Source organism: Pseudoalteromonas luteoviolacea H33-S (assembly GCF_001625695.1).
Lineage (GTDB): Bacteria > Pseudomonadota > Gammaproteobacteria > Enterobacterales > Alteromonadaceae > Pseudoalteromonas > Pseudoalteromonas luteoviolacea_B.
In genome coordinates this window covers 82,902-101,258 of the sequence record NZ_AUXY01000071.1, presented here as the reverse complement: position 1 = coordinate 101,258, position 18,357 = coordinate 82,902, and the positions used below count along the sequence as shown (strand labels likewise).

The window sequence follows — 18,357 nt, the reverse complement described above, 5'->3', positions numbered from 1 at the left end:
AAATTGATAGGTGGATCAGCATGGATACACAATACACAGTAGGACAGTACCTCACTCAAAGACTTGAAGAGCTTGGCCTAGGTCACTTATTTTCAATCGCAGGGGACTACACCATTGAATGGATCAACAAACATATTGAGCCAAGCAGTATCGAGCTAATTGAAGAGGTCAACGAACTTAACGCAGGTTATGCGGCCGATGGCTATGCCAGATTAAAAGGCATTGGCGCTATGTGCTTTACATATTCTGCCGGTACCCTCAGCGCGGTAAACGCAGTTGCGGCATCCTATGCAGAGCGAATCCCGGTGGTTGTGGTCAACGGTGCTCCGAGCATACAAAAGCGCCTCACTGCCCAGCAAACTGGCTTTACGTACCACCATATGATTGATGGCGAAACCGACTTAAATATCTACAAAAATATCACCGCAGCAGCAATCAAAATAGATAACCCTGAACTTGCGCCAAGATTGATAGACTATGCATTAACAGAGTGTATTTCACAAAAACGCCCCGCTTACATAGAACTACTGGAAGACATGGTAGAACAGCCTTGTGCAGCGCCACAAGGCAAGCTTACACCGCTTACGCCTATCCCCCTGCAAGACAATGTAGACCAAGCCATTGATAAAATTCGACAAGCTTTAACACAAGCTGAGCGCCCAATTGTTTGGTTAGGTGCTGAAGTTGACCGCATGGGCCTTCATGAGGAGGCCAATGCTTTAATCAGAAAACTAAACTTACCTTATGTGACTGAGCTCATTAGCAAAGCGGTATTTTCCGAAAACGACCCGCTCTTTGCAGGTGTTTTTGATGGTCAAGCCTCCTCTGAGGTCACCCAAAAATTAGTCAATGAGTCTGACTTTATTTTAGGCTTAGGTGTTTGGTTGTCAGATATCAACTCACTGGGCCAAGCGGTAAATTATGATAAAACCGCGCTTATTTCATGGGATACCGTGAAGCTAGGGACCTATTTTGTACCACAAGTACCACTGGCAAACTTTATCGATGAACTTAATCGAAAGCCACTCTCAAACTTGTCTACATGTGCAATCCCAAGCGAAGCACCAGACAGTAGCGAGCAATTTAGTGGAGATATCAGCTACCAAGGCTTTTATGACTTTATCCAGAGTAAAGAGTACATTAACGACAACGTACTTATCGGCAGTGACGCCAGCTTAAACTTTTTTGGCAGCCTACTGCTCAAAGTCGGCACACCAAGAGGGTTTGTCGCCCAACCGACTTACTCGTCCATTGGCTATATTGGTCCAGCGGCAACAGGCATGAGCCTTGCTAAACAAGACCACCAGCGTGTGTTTGTATTCTCTGGAGATGGTGGATTTCAAATGACACCACAGTGTTTATCCACACAAACCAGGTTTAAGCTCAACCCAATTATTTTTGTCATGGACAACGGTGTATATGGTGTAGAGCAGTGGCTATATGATGCGGAAATATTCTCAAGCGATCAGCCATTCTTTGAATCATGTATTTTACACCAGTGGGATTACTGTAAACTTGCCGATGTATTCGGCTGTAAAGGCTGGAAAGCCAATACCTATAAAGAGCTCAACGAGGCAATTTTAGGCGCGCTTGAAAACTTAGACAGCCCTTCACTGATACAGGTTCGTGTCCCACCTAAATCACTCCCCGACAATGCTAAGTGGAAGAAAAAGTGATTTGATAGCAGCTCCTTGCCATTTTTATATTAAACGAATATAAAAACAACAAAACAGGCGGCAACTGAAAGCATAGCCGCCTGTTCAGCATTAACTACTGATAGCTAAGGAAAGTTTCGTTTGCCTCTGTGCAAGCATCACTCTCAGCATAATGACATACCTTCAGACCATCACTTGAAGCTGCAAGTAGCTGGATATAATAGTATTCTCCTTGATAGCCATATTTAATACGGCCTGCTTCATCTATTTGCGTATCCCCCTCGCCATACGGAGTAAGTATCTTATATATCCCATTGGAATACCACGTCCTCCAATGGGATATATTTTCACCGGCTCTTTCATATAAAGAGAAATTAGACAACATAAACGGCTCAAATTGTGTGAAACTACCCTCACCACCGCGCGCTATAACCCTAAGCCTCGAAGATTCGGCTTGACCATCAATGGTTTTAATAGCTGAGAGTGCAAATAACGTTCGCTCCCCCTGAGCAAGTGGCGTGATACGCTGATATGCTTGTTCAACACATTCAGGTTGCTCAATAGTGCAATTGGTGTCTCTTTGATTTGTTTCAACATTCCAAAAATCTTGCAGATACAACTTATTATCATCAAAATAAGTGTGGCTATACCTGACTGCCGCCCCCATTCTCGCAACTCCATTTGTATATAGTTCCATCCCGTCCAAAACTTCTAGCTCTGGGCCATTTTTAAAACGCCAAACACTTACAGTATTTGCAATTTCTGGTGCGCGTATCTGATGTTTTACCATGACACCTGCACCGTTATTCAGTGTTGCAGAATAAGGTAAATTCTCAAAATCAGCATTAAACTGATAGCCGCCGTCGAGTTCACTCAATAAAGAAATATGAACGGTATTGTTGTAACCATCCTTTTCCACGATCTCAATATAGTTACCATGCCAAGACCAATTGATCGATGTGGTCTTTCCGTCATTTTGAATTTCACCTTCTCCATTTTCTTTGAGGACAAGTTGATAAGCTTCTGACCAAGAAAGAAATTCGTCTTTATCTTGATGCTTGGAAAAATAATAGTATTCTGCCTCACCATACCCAAGAGACCAAGCCCCTACGAAATGCGCCTCTGTCAGGCTAACATTGGTAAAATCTCTTATATCATCTAGCACATCAACCAAACTATCTGCGCGATGTACTTCACCATCTTTACTTAATTGGCGATGCCAAGTGACTTCTACACCCTCTGCGTGATTCTTAAGATCAAAGCCCGTAATCTCAACATCATAGTAAATATCGCTATTGTCAGTTAGCCTATCCACGGACACTTTGACTGGTTGTGTCAACTGCGCTGTTATTCCCCCATCTTCGGTAGCTTGCCAAGTAAAGTTAGAATATAAATTAACACGAGATACTCTCCCGTCTCCTGAAGGACGAACATCAATATCGAAATGCTCCGGCGCGTAAAAGCCCTTCCTCAATAAGCGCAATTGACCAATAAAGTCACTCTCTTTAATAAACTTAGCTTTAATATGACACGACATCGTTGGTGTGTAAGCTTCAAACCTCAAGCTATGCTTTTGAAAATAGCCATTACAGCCAGAGATGTCGCTCACGACGTAGCCATTGCCTGGCTCTACAGTCAATGACAATAATTTGCCAAGCCTTGGCTTATCAGTATGTGTAATTAACTCCCCTTGTCCCTCTATAGTCACTGAGAAGTCTAATTCTGGGCCCTCCGAGGAAAAAACAGCGGTATTTGATTCATCACATTGACCGCTAGTAAAGCGAATACAAACGGCGAATTCAGTTGACGATAGTGCTCGCATTGACAGTAAGAGCTGCTCACCTGCATCATTGGATAACACCAAATAGGAACCTTTATCTTCGACACGGTAAGCAATGTCTTTATACTCAATAACTAAATGACAAGGGCCATTAAAGCAATCCATCTCGAATTTCAGCGTGTCATTTTGACCATAAAGCATGCTAGTGAATCCATGTGGCATCAGGTTATTAAGCAACTGTTGACCATCTTCAGTATGAACTGTAAAAAACTTTAAATATGATTGAAACTCAGGTTCAGCGCCGTAATGATGAGTAGATTGGATATGCTTGACAGCAATATCATTACCAAAAACACCTACAAGCTCAAACACACCTGAGGATCTAAACTGACACGATTTTTGGGCTGTATCACAATGATTAACATTTTCTTCATTCCAGAAAAACGCGCCTAATTCCAGTTTTCCTTGCTCCAAAGTCCATACATTTGAATAGTTAATTTGTATTAGATAAGAGTTGTCTTCAAAAAAAAGCATTTGCTGACTGGCATTTTGTGAGTTAGTGCTCATCCAGCTTCCAATAAAGTCAAAGCTATCAAAACTGAGCGCTTGCTGCTTTACAAACATTGCACCATTTATAATTGAATCGGTTTCTTTCAAATGACCAACGACCATGGTATTAAAGCTGCCTGAGGCGTGATCTAAAACTTGATAGGTTAGTTTTTTATTACCACTTTCCAACACCAATTCCGTTTCTGTTAGTTGCCACTGCCAAGAAATGTTGCCTGAATCTTGATTTGCAGTACCATCTTCGAATAATTCAAGCTTTACAGCCTCCCCAAATGAGTGCCCAAGCATATGATGCTGAACATGCCAAACACCGACCATTGCTTCTTCGTCAAGAGGTGCACTGGAGGTCGTTTGAAGTAGATGTGCAAAAGCGTCTACATTAAACCTAATTGGATCAGGTAAAAACTCGATAATCAGGTCATATTCATATGAAACCTGACTGATAATGAGCCCGCTTCGCTCTTCTAATAAAGTGAGCGTTAAATTATTTAGAACTGTTTTAGCGCTAGGTCCATAATCAGATTGAATGCCTTGTGGAACGACTTCAACAGGCTCTGCAAAGGACAAAGTAATAACTTGACCGATTTTTTCCCAGTGGAAGTTTGAAGTTTCAACAGTAACAATTGTGCCAGTACCGTCTTCATTAAATGAGAGATTTGCTAACAAGCCATGCATGTTATTTGGAATCGTTAAGATGTAATCTCCCGTCAATTCTGATGCAAAACCAGGCAGCAGAGTCGTGTCCTTAAGCAGCTCTTCAGACGCTTTTGTAAGGAGTTCAGGGTGTGTCATTTCAAGAACTGAATATAATTGTTCAGCGCCCACACTGTCTCTTGCAAGCGATAGTGTCGAGCTAAATTGAGCTGGCATCAATTCGATATTGTTATCGACAAGCGCTTTGATTAACGTTGCCAACTTCATCTTTTCAGTCGTATCCACTAATAATAGCGTATCCTGAAACTGAGCTTGAGAATCAAATGCCCCTTCATGCTCAGATAACTGTACATATTCAGCCGTTGTTACATTGGTAATATTCACACCAAATAACTCAGTCGCGAGTAGTACTTTATCTTCGCCAGCTTTGCTAACAACTACATCCATACTTGGTAATTGTGAGACAAATTCCACGCGGGATTGAGCACCAGCTCCTTGAGCATGTAATTCTACCAGTGCAGCCTGACTTGATTCATCAACAACAATATCAAGGGTGTATTCTCCTTGCGCATTTGCCGTGGCCGTGAACTGCTCATCGCCAATTGTCGCTGTAACTGTCGCGTCAGGAATTGGCTGGTCCGTCACCAAGCCTTGTAACTGAACAACGATTTCATTGCGCTCAAAAGTAACTGAGTGCGTTGCTGTCTCTGTCGCACCGTGATTGTCAGTAACAGTCACAGTGAACGTAATGTCGGTGTCTTTTTGAATATCGGGGGTAATGATTTCTAACTTTTGGCTATCTACCCCAGTTAGGCTAATTGTTAACTCTGAATTGTGTTGCCATTGATAGCTGGCAATAGAGCCGTCAATATCAGATGCGTTGGCAACCAATACTAAGGTCTGACGCTCTTGCCCACTAGGCTCCCCTTCAATCCCAACTGTTGGTTTCTGATTATCTGGCACTATTGGCTGGGGCTCTGGTACGGTTGGCTGGGGCTCTGGTACGGTTGGCTGAGGAGTTACCATCGATGTTTCTGTCGAAGTAGATTGAGGCTTTGGCTCTTCACTACTCCCACCACAACCCATCAGAAGTGCTGTTAAAGAAAATAAACACCCTTTTGATATTCTCGAAAACAATTGCATTTCCCTAAAGTATATAGCTCAAATTACACACAGACTACATGCTTATAAAATCAGATACAAGGAGGGAAGATATACAATTCCAAACAATATTAAATAATAAATATATTGATTATTTAAATTGAGTTAAACAATTTAGCAGCACTTTCAATGATGGTTAAAAATCATAAAAGAGGGCTTTATATAAACCCCTTAAATCTTTATTTTTTTCTGCGCCTTGTGCGCTGGCCTAGAACGCGCTTTTTATCCCTTTGCTTTCTCGACTTCGCAGAGTTTTTACGATTGTCTTTGGGCTCTTTGGTTAAATCAGGCTCATACCCTGCCAACCACTGAGGTGTAAGTCGAGCATCAAGCAATACTTCTATTTCTTCCAATAACCACTGCTCATCAATACTCACTAAAGAAATCGATTGGCCGCTGTTTCCAGCACGGCCTGTACGCCCAATACGGTGAATATAATCTTCTGCGACATAAGGCAGCTCTGCATTAATGACATAACTTAATGCTTTAATATCAATACCGCGTGCTGCAACGTCCGTTGCCACAAGGACGCGTGTTTTACCTGATTTGAATTGCTCTAGTGCACGTTCTCGTGCGCCTTGAGACTTATCACCATGGATAGAAAGCGTCGCCAAACCATCTTTATTCAGCTCACTTGCATACTCATCTGCGCTCTTTTTAGTCCGAGTAAATACCAGCACCTGCTGCCAGTTATTTTTACCAATCAGGTGCGAGATCAGCTCACGTTTTCGGTCTTCATCCACCGCATAAAAAGTTTGCTCTACCTTATCCGCCGTGCTGTTTTGCTGCTCAACGCCAACGCGCTCAGGGGTATTCAGCCACATTTTTACCTGCGTCAGCACGCTCTCATCCATTGTTGCCGAGAACAACATTGTTTGACGATTTTCAGGCATTTTACGCATAATGCGCTTAATTTCGCCGATAAAGCCCATGTCCAACATACGATCAGCTTCATCGAACGCCAGGTGAGAGATAGCATTGAGAGACAAAGTCCCTTTGATCATATGATCCAATAACCGTCCAGGCGTGGCGATGACGATGTCGACCCCTTCTTTTAAGATCTTTTCTTGAGGACCAATATTGGCCCCGCCATACAAACAAGCCACCTTTAAGTGACTGAACTTGGCCAAGCGTTTGGTGTCTTTCGCAACCTGTTGCGCCAGCTCTCGAGTAGGTGCAAGTACTAAAGCGCGTACTGCGGGCGTATCAAATTCACTTTGCAATAGGGTATGTAAGATCGGCAGCATAAAAGCCGCAGTTTTACCTGTGCCTGTCTGGGCTGTGGCCAGTAAGTCTTTGCCCTCCAGAATGAATGGAATACTCAGCGCTTGAATTTGTGTTGGCTCAGTAAACTCTAACTGTGCTAGCGCTTGATTGAGTTCATCTGCAAGATTTAAAGATTGGAAAGACATAGGTGCCCATTAGTACTGCCAAAGATTCGCCCAGTATAACAAACCCAGAACACACTTGTGTACAGTGCAATAAAGTTAACTCTCCATAATTGTGCTGCAATTTCACAATACACTTTATACTTACACAGTAAAATGGAGCCCTTATGTCAGCGCATGAATTCGATTTAAAACCTGTCCCCACAGTAGCAAGACGAGCATCAATCGCCATGGTGATGTTAATGTTGGGCCTGACTTTTTTCTCAGCGAGTATGTGGACAGGTGGCAAACTCGGCGTTGGCTTATCACAAGCTGATTTCATAACAGCGGTTGTTGCGGGCAACCTAATTCTCGCCATATACACTGCATTTTTAGCCTATATCGGTGCAAAAACAGGGCTTTCGACTCATTTACTTGCGCGCTTTTCTTTTGGCTTAAAAGGCTCTTGGCTGCCATCCGCACTTCTTGCTGGCACACAGGTTGGCTGGTTTGGTGTTGGTATCGCCATGTTTGCGCTGCCTGTGAGCAAAATTACCGGCTTTGATATTAGCTGGCTCATTCTCATTGCAGGCATATTGATGACCGCCACTGCATATATTGGGATCTCCGCTCTCATGATCCTCTCAATGATAGCGGTACCAGCCATTGCCCTACTCGGCGGATTCTCAGTATGGTTAGCGATTGACGGAGCAGGCGGACTATCCGGTTTGGCAGCTCAACCTATCACTTCACCACTGAGCCAAACTCAAGCGATCACCTTGGTAGTCGGTTCGTTTATCTCTGCGGGCACACTGACAGCAGATTTTATGCGCTTTGGCAAAAATGCTAAAAAGGCAGTGCTGATCACAGTTATCGCATTTTTAATCGGTAACAGCTTAATGTTTGTATTTGGTGGTGCAGGCGCCGCAGCAACGGGGAAATCTGATATTTCTGAGGTGTTGATGCTGCAAGGCTTATTACTACCCGCAGTGATTGTGCTGGGTTTAAATATTTGGACCACCAATGATAATGCACTTTATGCGTCTGGACTTGGGTTTGCCAATATCACGGGGCTTTCAAGCAAATGCCTTAGTGTCATCAATGGCCTCATCGGCACACTTTGCGCATTGTGGCTCTACAATCATTTTGTTAGCTGGTTAACCTTTCTATCCGCAGCAATTCCCCCTATTGGTGGTGTGCTGATCACGCATTACTTAACCCATAAAACGCGCTATCAAAATATGCAAAATGCACAGTGCCAGACAATAAACTGGACTGCCATCATCAGCGTTTTTATCGGTATCGCTGCGGGCCATTGGCTACCAGGGATCACGCCAGTTAATGCTGTGATAGCCAGTGCCACCAGCTTTTACTTGATGAAAAAATTAAAATTATAACGAAGCACTAACAGAATAATGGCCTTTAGCTAGCAAAGGAAAGTCATCCGATATAGCATAAATTTCAACTTGGTATATACCACTTTGCCACTGTTGTTTAGATAGTGTCACATAATGAAGATCATCAGCGGACTTAATAGAGACATTTTTAAATGCCAACAACTGCTGAGTATCTGTATTAATCCATTTCACTAATACTTTGTGACCGTAATCTGCACCAGTTTCAAATGTAGCTGTGATCTTTTTAATCTCAGCGTTAAATTCGTTCTGATTAGCATACCCAGCGAAAGCCTGCTCACCATTACTAAAATACACACGTGAAGGGCCATGATTGAGCATTTCAACTTCATCACTGCCGTTTTTACCCGCCGCTATTTTACTCAAGCGATTTGCAGCTTGTTTTACATCTGTAATTTGACCAATACTGTCTCTGTCTAAAATTCCTTGCTGTAGAGCAAAATGAACAATGTCTTCCTCATCTGCAAATTTCAATGCAAAGTTAGACAATTCATAAAAAGACCCTTCTACACCCTCTTTTTTTGCATTAATCGGAATAATCACATCCTGTTTGATGTGACATTTGATTTCTTGTGGTATGAGCTCAACTCTTTGCGGCTCCACCTTAATCATCGGCATATTTTCTTGTTGTATTGGTGTATCAAAGAGTATGTTCAAGAAAATACCCGTGAACAGACCCATTATAAATATGGCTAAGTTTTTCATGCTCACGGGCAATACCTAATTGTTAAACGCGTTTTTCAGCCAAGTATCTCTTTCGCTAATGCAGCTTGCTTTCAGATCAAAGCTTTTCAAGTAATTAACTCTATTGTCTCCACACTGATAATCAAATTGTTTAACTGGACCATAACACGACGCTAGCGCTTTTTTACCATCATTGATATAACCGACACACAAATTGTACTGCTCTTGGGAGGTCTCTGGTACTGCGATGCCACCGCCCGTATTGCCAGTCGAATTAGTGCCACAGTTCATTTGACCTACGACTGTCAAAGCATAATTGGCTGCTTTTTTATAGACCTCATAGGTATCTTTATATGTAGTCACATTTCCTGTGTCAGGATCTGTACCAGTTTCACCACTGCGACAAGCTTTTACGGCTGCTGCGTAATATACATCAGCATTTGCGATTTGTGATGAAGCTTGTACACCGCATGCATTGGCCGCACTTCTATCTGCCTCAGAAATTAACTCTGCTAGATCACAGTTATTACCGCTGCTACTCAGATCTGCGGTTAAATCATCTTCCCCAGTTCCTTCAGTACAACCACCAAGTAGGGTCATACACGACAAGGCGACCAAAATTGTCTTTTTAGAGGTTTTCAACATTTTTTACTCTATCCCACTACATAAAAGCGCCGCATTTTATTGACTAAACAGCAACAAGACAAGCCAAAAAATCGTAGGAATCGGCACTTTATAACAACTGAGTAACCAACATTATGTTTTGTATATGTTTTAATTAATCCAGTATTAGACGAAATCCACAATTGATAAACGCTCTATTTACATCTTTCGTTAAACGACACACTTTCTACTCTGCTCTTCATTAAAATCAGCTTTTTTAATTAGTAACTTCATGTAAAGGTTACTGAAAGTTTTGTTAGTGCGACAATTTGTCACATCTCAAACAAGGTCAACTTCATTATACTCGCCGCAGTTTTTTTCAGAGTTTTCTTTATGTTTTCGTATTCAAAATTATCTCTTGCGCTGCTTGGCCTCGGCCTCTCTCATTTTGTTTCTGCGCAACAAACAACACACATTGAACGTGTTGAAGTAACGGGTTCTAAAATTCAAAGTATCGATTTAGAGTCAGCTAGTCCAGTAACCACATTAACCGCTGAAGATCTTGCAATAACCGGTATGTCTAACTTAGAAGAGGTATTGCAAAGCTTAAGTGCATCAGCAGGCCCAGCAGGAAATGCCACTAATGCCTACTGGACTAGCAATGGCTACGCCACAGCGCAAGTCAATCTGCGCGGTATGGGCATTAAACGCACTCTGGTTTTACTGAATGGCAAGCGCCTCGTAGCAGGGGGCACAGGTGCGAATGACAGCCCAGATCTTAATATGATCCCGATGGGACTCATTGAGCGCATTGATATTTTAAAAGATGGCGCTTCAGCGATATATGGCGCCGATGCTGTCGCGGGTGTGGTCAATATCATCACCAAGTCTAATTTTGAAGGCACGACACTTGTTGCAAAAGTAGGTCAAAGCAGCAAAAAAGATACTGAAAATGCAGAGCTAAACCTATCTTATGGCAATTCATTTGATAAAGGCCATGTCACCGTTAATATCAATTATGTCGACACCGGTAACGCCTTGCAATCAACCCGTAACCCCTGCCCATTAAGTGAAGTCGATGGCAAACTTGTGTGTATTTCATCTGGTTCAACTATTGGTGGGCGCGCACAGTTGGCTGATGGACAAGAAGTGCAATTTAGCCAAGTCTCAGGTCAAAATGGTGACCACTTTGAAGCCTATGATAATGACAAGCACGGCTACAATTGGTTTGAAGCGCTCAATGCATACAGCCCAATGCAGCGCCTGAATTTAGCGACTTTTGTCTCTTATGAGCTGTCCGACTCTATTGTGCTTGATACATCTGTGCTTTACGCTAATCGACAGTCAGATCAAGTCGTCACACCAAGAGGGTTTAACTCTGTCGACGTTTCTAGATTGTTTGCTTACAACCCTACTGGACAAGATCTCACGTTAAAGCGTCGTCGAAATATTGAAGTACCCAACCCTGAGTTCTATCAAGAAACCAACACCACGCAAACCACATTCGCGCTCTCTGGCACACTAGCAAATAACTGGTTGTGGCAAGCAGGCTATAACTGGGGCAGAAATACCGGAACCGATGGCTGGAGCTATGATTTTGATGACACCAAAGTTGCGCAAACACTCGATGCGAATGTATGTAGCACAGCAAGTAATGCCGCCATTCCCTGTGGAGATTATTTTGGTATCGGTGAATTAACCCCAGATGTCATCGACTATGTGACTTACCAACGCGAAGGAACGGGTGGCAACCAGCTCCAATCTCTTAGCTTTGATTTGACGGGCGATATCACTGAGCTTAAAGCAGGCAGCTTAGCCTTTGCAACGGGTATCACTCTACGTAAAGAAAAAGGCTGGCGTGACCCAGATCCGATTGCGATACAAAACGGCGAAGAGGATGCAATTTCTGGTGACTCCGAAGTCAAAGAAGCATTTTTGGAGCTTTCTATTCCACTTTTAAGTGACTTACCCTACGCGCAATCCGTTAAAACGGATATGGCACTTCGCTACTCTGATTATCAGCATTTTGATGCCGAAACCACCTATAAACTGGGATTAACTTGGCGAGTTAACGACCAATGGCTGTTACGAGGCGTCCGATCTAGTGCATTTAGAGCGCCAACCATTACCGAGCAATTTGGCGGCACCAACATCGAAAACCTCATCACTATGGACCCATGCGATGGCGCAACAGGCATGATTTTAAATAACTGTCTCGCAGCTGGCGTACCTAATGGCTTTGAACAAGATGGCTCAACAATTCGTACAGGTGTGGGCGGCAACACCGAAGTCGGCCCAGAAACTGCGAATACATTTACACTGGGCGTGGTATACCAAAACGGATTATTTTCAGCCACGCTAGACTATTTTGATATTGACGTTGATAACGCCATCAATAGTGTGTCTGGTTCTAACATGCTACGCCTTTGCTACAGCGATCCACTTGCCTACAAAGCTTATTGCGATAGCATTACCAGAGACACTATTACACACCAAGTCACCTTACTTGAAAAGCGCCCGATGAACGCCGCCAGTGAACAAGTCTCTGGAATAGATTTAAACATCAAATTTGCGTCTAATTATAAGCATCTCGACTACAAACTCAGTTGGGATACAACGCGCCTGCTCAAGCATGAAAACACCGCTTTTGACGGCGCAGAAACAGAAGTGTTACTTGGCAAAATCACCTCAGATAGGGGAAGCTTTGCGAAGTGGAAGTCTAATCTAACTGCCAATGTCGCTGCTGCAAAGTGGCAAGGCAGTTATAGCATTCAGTATATCGGTAAAGCCCAAGACGAAAACGAAGGCGGTCCAATTGGCAGCCAAGTACCCAGTATCCTTTATCATGATGTGCAATTGGGTTATGCGGTATCTGACTCACTTGTTGTGTCCTTGGGTATAGACAACTTATTTGATAAGCGACCGCCATTTTTGACTTCATGGAATGATGCCAATACAGATGTATTTACTTACGACACGGTTGGCAGACGCGGCTATCTCAAAGCCACTTATCAGTTTTAAGCTCCTTCGGGTGACAAGCATACGCTTGTCACCAAATCACTGCGTCATATAACCTTCACATCCTACCTGTTCATTTCGGTATGACGACATGTTAAATAACTTGTTAATATAAATATAATTTGGCCTAACAAGGATAACGACATGCCACCCGCTTTAATTGAAATAGGCTTACCCGTCGCGCTCATTTTTATCATGGCAGGCGTTGGATTAAGCTTAAAACTTGCTGATTTTCAGCGTGTATGCCTGCAACCAAAAAGCTTTTTCATCGGTGCTTTTTGTCAGCTACTCTTACTGCCTGTACTCGCTATTGCCGTGATTGCCTTAACAGGACTTACAGGGGAGCTTGCCATTGGCTTATTTATCTTAGCTCTGTGCCCGGGCGGTACAACCTCAAACTTGTACAGCTATTTAGCCAAAGGCGATGTCGGGCTCTCTGTGTCTTTGACTGCCGTTGTGGGCTTTATTACCCCATTTACTCTGCCCTTTTTAGCGGCATGGGCAATCGGTTATTACGGCAAAAATGACACCTTGATTGAGTTTCCAATTTTAAAAGCTTGGCTACAACTCATTGTTGTTGGTGTTGTGCCTGTCTTAATTGGTATGGCCATTAATACTAAGTGGCCCGAATTTGCAAAAAAAGCGAGCCCGTATATTAGTTGGTTTTCTGTTGCAGTATTGCTTTTAGTGATCGTCAGTATTTGCTTTAGACTAGGTGAAAAACTAATTGATTATCTAGTCATGGCAGGCCCTGCCGTCATCGCGCTAAATTTGCTATCTATGTTGGCTGGGTTGTTAGTCGCCCATTTTTTACTGCATAATGCCACGCAAACACGCACCATTACTTTAGAGGTTGGTTTACAAAACGGGACGTTAGCACTTCTGGTGACAACCGGCTTATTAAATAGTGAAGTCATGTCTATCGCACCAAGTATTTACGGCCTATTTATGTTCATCAGCGCGGGGCTTTATACCGCTTGGGCAATCAAAAAAGCATAAGACTCGCCATGTAATTGTAGAGAGTAGTGTTGTTTATTATCTAATACTATTCTCCCCTTCACGTATCAACAAAAAGCGCCCCTGAACACCATCTAAAATTCGCATTTTGCATTACTAGATTGCAAACATCCAACTACCACACACAGCTAAAAACCACCTAAAAATTATAAGCACCTAACATATATAAACATTTTCAAAACGTCCATCATGGCATGAGTTTCGCTCACCTCTACATACGCTAGATATATCGACATGGGTGCATCACAATGAAATTAGATAAGAGAGAGCTGTCTTTACAAACAATGTATTTAAAGCATGGATTGCTCCCTTTTCAAAACATATATACACAGCAAATAATTGATAAATGGAATGGGTTGTTAGATCCCATTTTTCATGACCGTCAATCGCCGGAAACGAGTTATGTGTACTCAGATGAGCTTGTTGAGCTCGGCATTCTCGATGATGTGTTAAACAACAAACTGCTCAGCGCCATTACCGTATTGGACCCTTGCCCGATACTTTTTCAATGCCACTGCTTTGAGATAGATTGGAGTCAAACGACTAACCAAACGCATTGTGACCTTTTAGAGGGGTGGCACAAAGACCACCGTGATCCAAATATCAAATCTGTTTATGGCTGTCGACCATTCTCAATCTATATCTATCTCAATAATGTAAAAGAAACTCATGAAGGTGCTTTTGAGATTATACCTGGGTATGCAACTGGCCCACTTGAAAGCAATCTAAACTACTGTAATTTAAAAGGACGAAAAGGTACCTGCTTTTTATGGAATCGAGATTTATACCACCGCCTACATGAAAAGAACGGTTCAACAAAGCAACGTATTTTAAAACTATCTGTGCAGACCAATGGCTGGGCACACTCAAAAGCACAACTACAAGAGTTTCATCAAGCTCGCGCCTTATTAAACAATGCAAACCCAGCGCTCTCATATTTATTTGGCAGCCACTGTAATAACAATCTAGCAATCCAAACGATCCCTTTTGCGCGAAAAGGTCAGCTACCTCAAATAAGGCCTATAGATTACTCTAGAAAAACACACATGCCTTGCAAAGCGTCAGTGATGTTTCGTCGCTTTAAAAGCAAAGTTGACCAAGCATTAGGATTTTAGCCTCGAAAAAAGGGCTGATACTCAATATTTCATCAACATGATGAAATTATAAACCTCACAACCGCACAACTAAGAGTAAATTCAGGTTGGGTGGGAAAATAGCGACTATCATTGCTAATGATAGCAGGATGTAACCAATCGATATGAAAAGACAGTCGATGGATCATGTGAGTATTTAGCTAAGCCATTTTTACACGTGCAGCTTTTCACTTGATTTTAGGCTAAGGAGACTCAATGACAGTGCATAAATCCCAGCAACGCCACACTCACGTCAAACAACTGCTTGGCAAGATGGACCCCGAAGTTGCCGCCAGCTTTACCTATAAGCAACGAAAAGCGCTGGACAAAGTCATCAATACGCGAGGTTGGAATAATCACCAAATAGACTTTAGGCCGACACTCGCCTTTCCATTTTTACCATGGAGTTTTTATATCGTATTTCTTGGCGGTGTGAATAAGCGCAGCCTAAACTCAACGGAACGCTTTACTGCTGCCATGGTGTTTGTAACTGCATTAACCATTGTTGGAATGATGGTCCTCGGGCTTGTTTTCGTTATCTTGTATTTACTTAAATCTTGGCTGGGCATTGATCTTTTCCCTAATGAATCTTTGGGCGTATGGGACCAATTTAAAGATTTATTTAAATAGCACTGCTTAATTTTCAACCTTAAACCCATTTTCAATCGTATAGCAGATGAAGCTAATAATGGAGCCCTAGCAATAAATATTAAATTACTCTCTTTTGGTTGCTGTTGTTTAGTACTCTCTCCAATCTGCAGCGCAAAACATGATTGGTTTGTCAGGCCTTACGTTGGGCTGAGTCAAATGTCAGATATGACGCTCGTCGCACAAAGTATAGAAAGTCAGACGGGTAATAGCGATGTACAACTTGATGGCGGGTTTCTATCTGGGCTTGGTGTCGGTTATGTCATACATAACAATTTGGCAATAGAACTGGCTTGGGAATATCGAAGCAATGAATCAAATACCACATTGCCGTCTAATAATTCCCCCTATGAAGGCAACATCGCTTCAAATCTATTTTTTCTAAACTCCTATTATGTATTCAATACACCTAGCTCATGGCAGCCTTATATTGGCGCAGGGGTAAGCTGGGCACAAGAAGTAGACATTGATTTAGAAGCGCAAGGGTCTGAGCGCTCCTATTCCAGTGATGGCGACACCGGATACCAAGTATTTGCAGGCATGTTGTTCAAAGTAGATGATACCTGGTCTTGGCAAGGCTAAGTCCGGTACGGGCAAATGAAAGATATAACACTCAATGCAGAAAGCGGCACAGGTGAATTCAATAACCTTGATTACGATACACTAACGCTCCAACTATCGGCTGTTTACCATTTTTGATTAGACTAAGCGCCTAAATAGCTCAGTAAGCAGCAATTTAGTCGCCGCTCACTGACTATAAATACAACTAGTCTCGCTCAAACACCAATGGCATTGCGTTGTCTTTCACTTCAATGACCGCGCCATCTTTGTAAACGCATTGGCCATTAACAAACGTATAGCGAATTTGATGAGAGAACTGATGCCCCACAAACGGTGACCACTGGCAATGATACAAAGTGTTGTCATGACCCACAGTGTCTCCCGCTTTCGCACTCACCACCGCTAAGTCGGCAAAGTACCCTTCTCTGATAAAACCTCGTTGCTGCACTTTGTAGCGTTTAGCAGGGTTATGCGCGGTTTTCTCAACTACTTGAGTCAAGCTCATGGTGCCTCGTTTTACTTGGTCAAATAAAGTCAGCAGCGCATGTTGTACTAAGGGAAGACCCGCAGGGGCTTGTGCGAATGCTTGTTTTTTTTCATCCCAAGTATGCGGTGCATGATCGGTCGCTATAATATCTAAACGGCCATCATTTAAAGCACTTATCAATGCAAGTCTGTCCGATTCCGCTTTAATAGCAGGATTACACTTGATCAAATTCCCCAACTTGCCGTAATCATCTTGATTAAACCATAAATGATGCACACAGGCTTCTGCGGTAATTTGCTTGTTATCAATTGGTCCTGGAGTAAATAAATCCAGTTCTTTGGCAGTCGTCAAATGAAGAACATGTAGTTGAGTGCCATATTTTTTAGCAAGACTCACCGCATAAGAAGACGACTCGTAACACGCATTGGCATCACGAATAACAGGATGGTCTTCGATGGTCAACTCTCTGCCATCCAGCTTTGCTAGATTATTGCTGATCACATCACCCTTTTCACAGTGCGTCGCAATCAGTACTGGGCATTCTCTAAAAATCGCTTCAAGGGCACTTGGGTGCTCAACCAGCAGGTCACCTGTGGATGCGCCCATAAATACTTTCACACCACATATAAAACTTGGATCACAGGCTTTAATTTCATCTAAGTTTTCTGGTGTCGCACCTAGATAAAACGAATAATTTGCAGCTGATGTTTCTGCAGCAATGTGATGCTTTTGAACCACAGCCAGTTTATCCGTCGTTGCAGGGCTCACATTGGGCATTTCCATAAAGCTTGTAATGCCACCAGCCACTGCTGCGCGAGATTCAGTGCCTATGGTGCCCTTCCAAGCAAGACCAGGCTCTCTAAAGTGCACTTGATCATCAATCATGCCCGGGATTAAAAAGTCTCCTTGCAAGTCGATAACTTGTTCCATATCCGTTGGTGTAATACTGCTGGCAATTTTATCAATTCTTTGTCCGATAATTCGTACATCACAGTGCTCAACTTGACCTTCATTAATCAGCTGGGCATTTTTTAATAGAATATTCGACATTTCTATTTCACCTTAAGACACGCGTTAACAATAAAATTTCTGTTGCCCTTATAAATAAAGACATTTTAGGCGTTCGAGACCGCCTCTTCTTCCAGTGCCTGACAATCTGTGCAAATACCTTGAAACTCAAACTGAGGTGAGTTTAATTGATAGCCATGCGATTGAATTTGCGCAGATAATTGCGCCATTAGCTCAGCAGGCATATGCACTTCTTCTACTTTTTGGCACAGGGAGCAAATTAAAAACTGAGTATGTGGATGGGGTTTATGACAATCGATATGTGTACAGCAGATGTATTTGTTTACGGTATCCAGCTTATGGACCAAATCAGCTGCAACTAACAGATCAAGGATGCGATAAATGGAGACAGCTGGCAAGGTAAGTCCAAGATTTTGCTTACAATACTGAACCAAATCATAGGGTGATAACGCTTTGCCCGCCATCTTTAAGCCCTTGAAAATAGCTATTCTTTTTTCAGTAGGCTTGATACCAGCGTAATTAAAAATTTCGACAAACTCACTTTCTTGGTTATTTTTATTATTTTTTTGACTCATAAG

13 protein-coding genes are annotated in these 18,357 nt (G+C 42.6%); 7 read left to right on the top strand and 6 right to left on the bottom strand.

Annotated features, from left to right (window positions below; all coding sequences use genetic code 11):
* Positions 1 to 20: 20 nt before the first annotated feature.
* Entirely contained in the window at positions 21 to 1,676 is a 1,656-nt protein-coding gene (locus N477_RS12040) for an alpha-keto acid decarboxylase family protein (protein ID WP_063362154.1), read from the top strand.
* Positions 1,677 to 1,770: 94 nt separating this feature from the next.
* On the opposite strand, the gene N477_RS12035 is transcribed toward N477_RS12040, so the two are convergent.
* Both N477_RS12035 and N477_RS12030 read right to left on the bottom strand, forming a co-directional pair.
* Positions 1,771 to 5,793: a carboxypeptidase-like regulatory domain-containing protein gene (locus N477_RS12035; protein ID WP_155731876.1), complete on the bottom strand. Its 4,023-nt coding sequence runs from the start codon at positions 5,791 to 5,793 to the stop codon at positions 1,771 to 1,773.
* A 203-nt stretch (positions 5,794 to 5,996) separates the two neighbouring features.
* The gene (locus N477_RS12030) at positions 5,997 to 7,229 is read right to left on the bottom strand and encodes a DEAD/DEAH box helicase (RefSeq protein WP_063362156.1); all 1,233 of its coding nucleotides are present in this window, start codon (positions 7,227 to 7,229) and stop codon (positions 5,997 to 5,999) included.
* A 143-nt stretch (positions 7,230 to 7,372) separates the two neighbouring features.
* On the opposite strand from N477_RS12030, the gene codB reads away from it, so the two are divergent.
* Complete coding sequence (gene codB / locus N477_RS12025) at positions 7,373 to 8,581, top strand: cytosine permease (RefSeq protein WP_063362157.1); 1,209 nt, start codon at positions 7,373 to 7,375, stop codon at positions 8,579 to 8,581.
* Here the strand turns inward: codB and N477_RS12020 are convergent.
* The gene (locus N477_RS12020; RefSeq protein WP_155731875.1) at positions 8,576 to 9,310 is read right to left on the bottom strand and encodes a hypothetical protein; all 735 of its coding nucleotides are present in this window, start codon (positions 9,308 to 9,310) and stop codon (positions 8,576 to 8,578) included. The two genes, codB and N477_RS12020, sit on opposite strands and share 6 nt — an antisense overlap.
* 9 nt (positions 9,311 to 9,319) lie before the next feature.
* Complete coding sequence (locus N477_RS12015) at positions 9,320 to 9,928, bottom strand: hypothetical protein (RefSeq protein ID WP_063362159.1); 609 nt, start codon at positions 9,926 to 9,928, stop codon at positions 9,320 to 9,322.
* A 351-nt stretch (positions 9,929 to 10,279) separates the two neighbouring features.
* Here N477_RS12015 and N477_RS12010 point away from each other — a divergent pair, with 351 nt between their 5' ends.
* The 5 genes from N477_RS12010 to N477_RS11990 all read left to right on the top strand — a co-directional run bounded on the left by N477_RS12010 (position 10,280) and on the right by N477_RS11990 (position 16,284).
* A complete protein-coding gene (locus tag N477_RS12010) occupies positions 10,280 to 12,907 on the top strand; it encodes a TonB-dependent receptor domain-containing protein (RefSeq protein WP_063362160.1) in 2,628 nt (875 codons plus the stop codon).
* A gap of 141 nt (positions 12,908 to 13,048) precedes the next feature.
* Positions 13,049 to 13,903, top strand: coding sequence for a bile acid:sodium symporter family protein (locus N477_RS12005; protein WP_063362161.1), 855 nt, complete (start codon positions 13,049 to 13,051; stop codon positions 13,901 to 13,903).
* A gap of 266 nt (positions 13,904 to 14,169) precedes the next feature.
* The gene (locus N477_RS12000) at positions 14,170 to 15,036 is read left to right on the top strand and encodes a hypothetical protein (RefSeq protein WP_063362162.1); all 867 of its coding nucleotides are present in this window, start codon (positions 14,170 to 14,172) and stop codon (positions 15,034 to 15,036) included.
* 234 nt (positions 15,037 to 15,270) lie between these two features.
* Positions 15,271 to 15,684 carry a hypothetical protein gene (locus N477_RS11995; protein ID WP_039607893.1) on the top strand — a complete coding sequence of 138 codons (414 nt, stop codon included), beginning with the start codon at positions 15,271 to 15,273 and terminating at the stop codon, positions 15,682 to 15,684.
* 9 nt (positions 15,685 to 15,693) lie between these two features.
* On the top strand, positions 15,694 to 16,284 hold the full coding sequence (locus tag N477_RS11990) for an outer membrane protein (RefSeq protein WP_081216479.1): 591 nt from the start codon (positions 15,694 to 15,696) through the stop codon (positions 16,282 to 16,284).
* A gap of 184 nt (positions 16,285 to 16,468) precedes the next feature.
* Here the strand turns inward: N477_RS11990 and N477_RS11985 are convergent, their stop codons facing one another.
* Together N477_RS11985 and N477_RS11980 are read right to left on the bottom strand one after the other, a co-directional pair.
* Complete coding sequence (locus N477_RS11985; protein WP_063362164.1) at positions 16,469 to 17,800, bottom strand: dihydroorotase; 1,332 nt, start codon at positions 17,798 to 17,800, stop codon at positions 16,469 to 16,471.
* Between the two features lie 65 nt (positions 17,801 to 17,865).
* A complete protein-coding gene (locus tag N477_RS11980; RefSeq protein ID WP_063362165.1) occupies positions 17,866 to 18,354 on the bottom strand; it encodes a Fur family transcriptional regulator in 489 nt (162 codons plus the stop codon).
* Between the last annotated feature and the right edge of the window lie 3 nt (positions 18,355 to 18,357).

Bases quoted from the DNA above. Each gene is read 5' to 3' on its own strand.
- N477_RS12010 (WP_063362160.1), top strand. From the start codon at position 10,280: ATGTTTTCGTATTCAAAATTATCTCTTGCGCTGCTTGGCCTCGGCCTC.
- N477_RS11985 (WP_063362164.1), bottom strand. From the start codon at position 17,800: ATGTCGAATATTCTATTAAAAAATGCCCAGCTGATTAATGAAGGTCAA.
- N477_RS12030 (WP_063362156.1), bottom strand. From the start codon at position 7,229: ATGTCTTTCCAATCTTTAAATCTTGCAGATGAACTCAATCAAGCGCTA.
- N477_RS12005 (WP_063362161.1), top strand. From the start codon at position 13,049: ATGCCACCCGCTTTAATTGAAATAGGCTTACCCGTCGCGCTCATTTTT.
- N477_RS11980 (WP_063362165.1), bottom strand. From the start codon at position 18,354: ATGAGTCAAAAAAATAATAAAAATAACCAAGAAAGTGAGTTTGTCGAA.
- N477_RS12015 (WP_063362159.1), bottom strand. From the start codon at position 9,928: ATGTTGAAAACCTCTAAAAAGACAATTTTGGTCGCCTTGTCGTGTATG.
- N477_RS12040 (WP_063362154.1), top strand. From the start codon at position 21: ATGGATACACAATACACAGTAGGACAGTACCTCACTCAAAGACTTGAA.
- N477_RS12000 (WP_063362162.1), top strand. From the start codon at position 14,170: ATGAAATTAGATAAGAGAGAGCTGTCTTTACAAACAATGTATTTAAAG.
- N477_RS11995 (WP_039607893.1), top strand. From the start codon at position 15,271: ATGACAGTGCATAAATCCCAGCAACGCCACACTCACGTCAAACAACTG.
- codB (WP_063362157.1), top strand. From the start codon at position 7,373: ATGTCAGCGCATGAATTCGATTTAAAACCTGTCCCCACAGTAGCAAGA.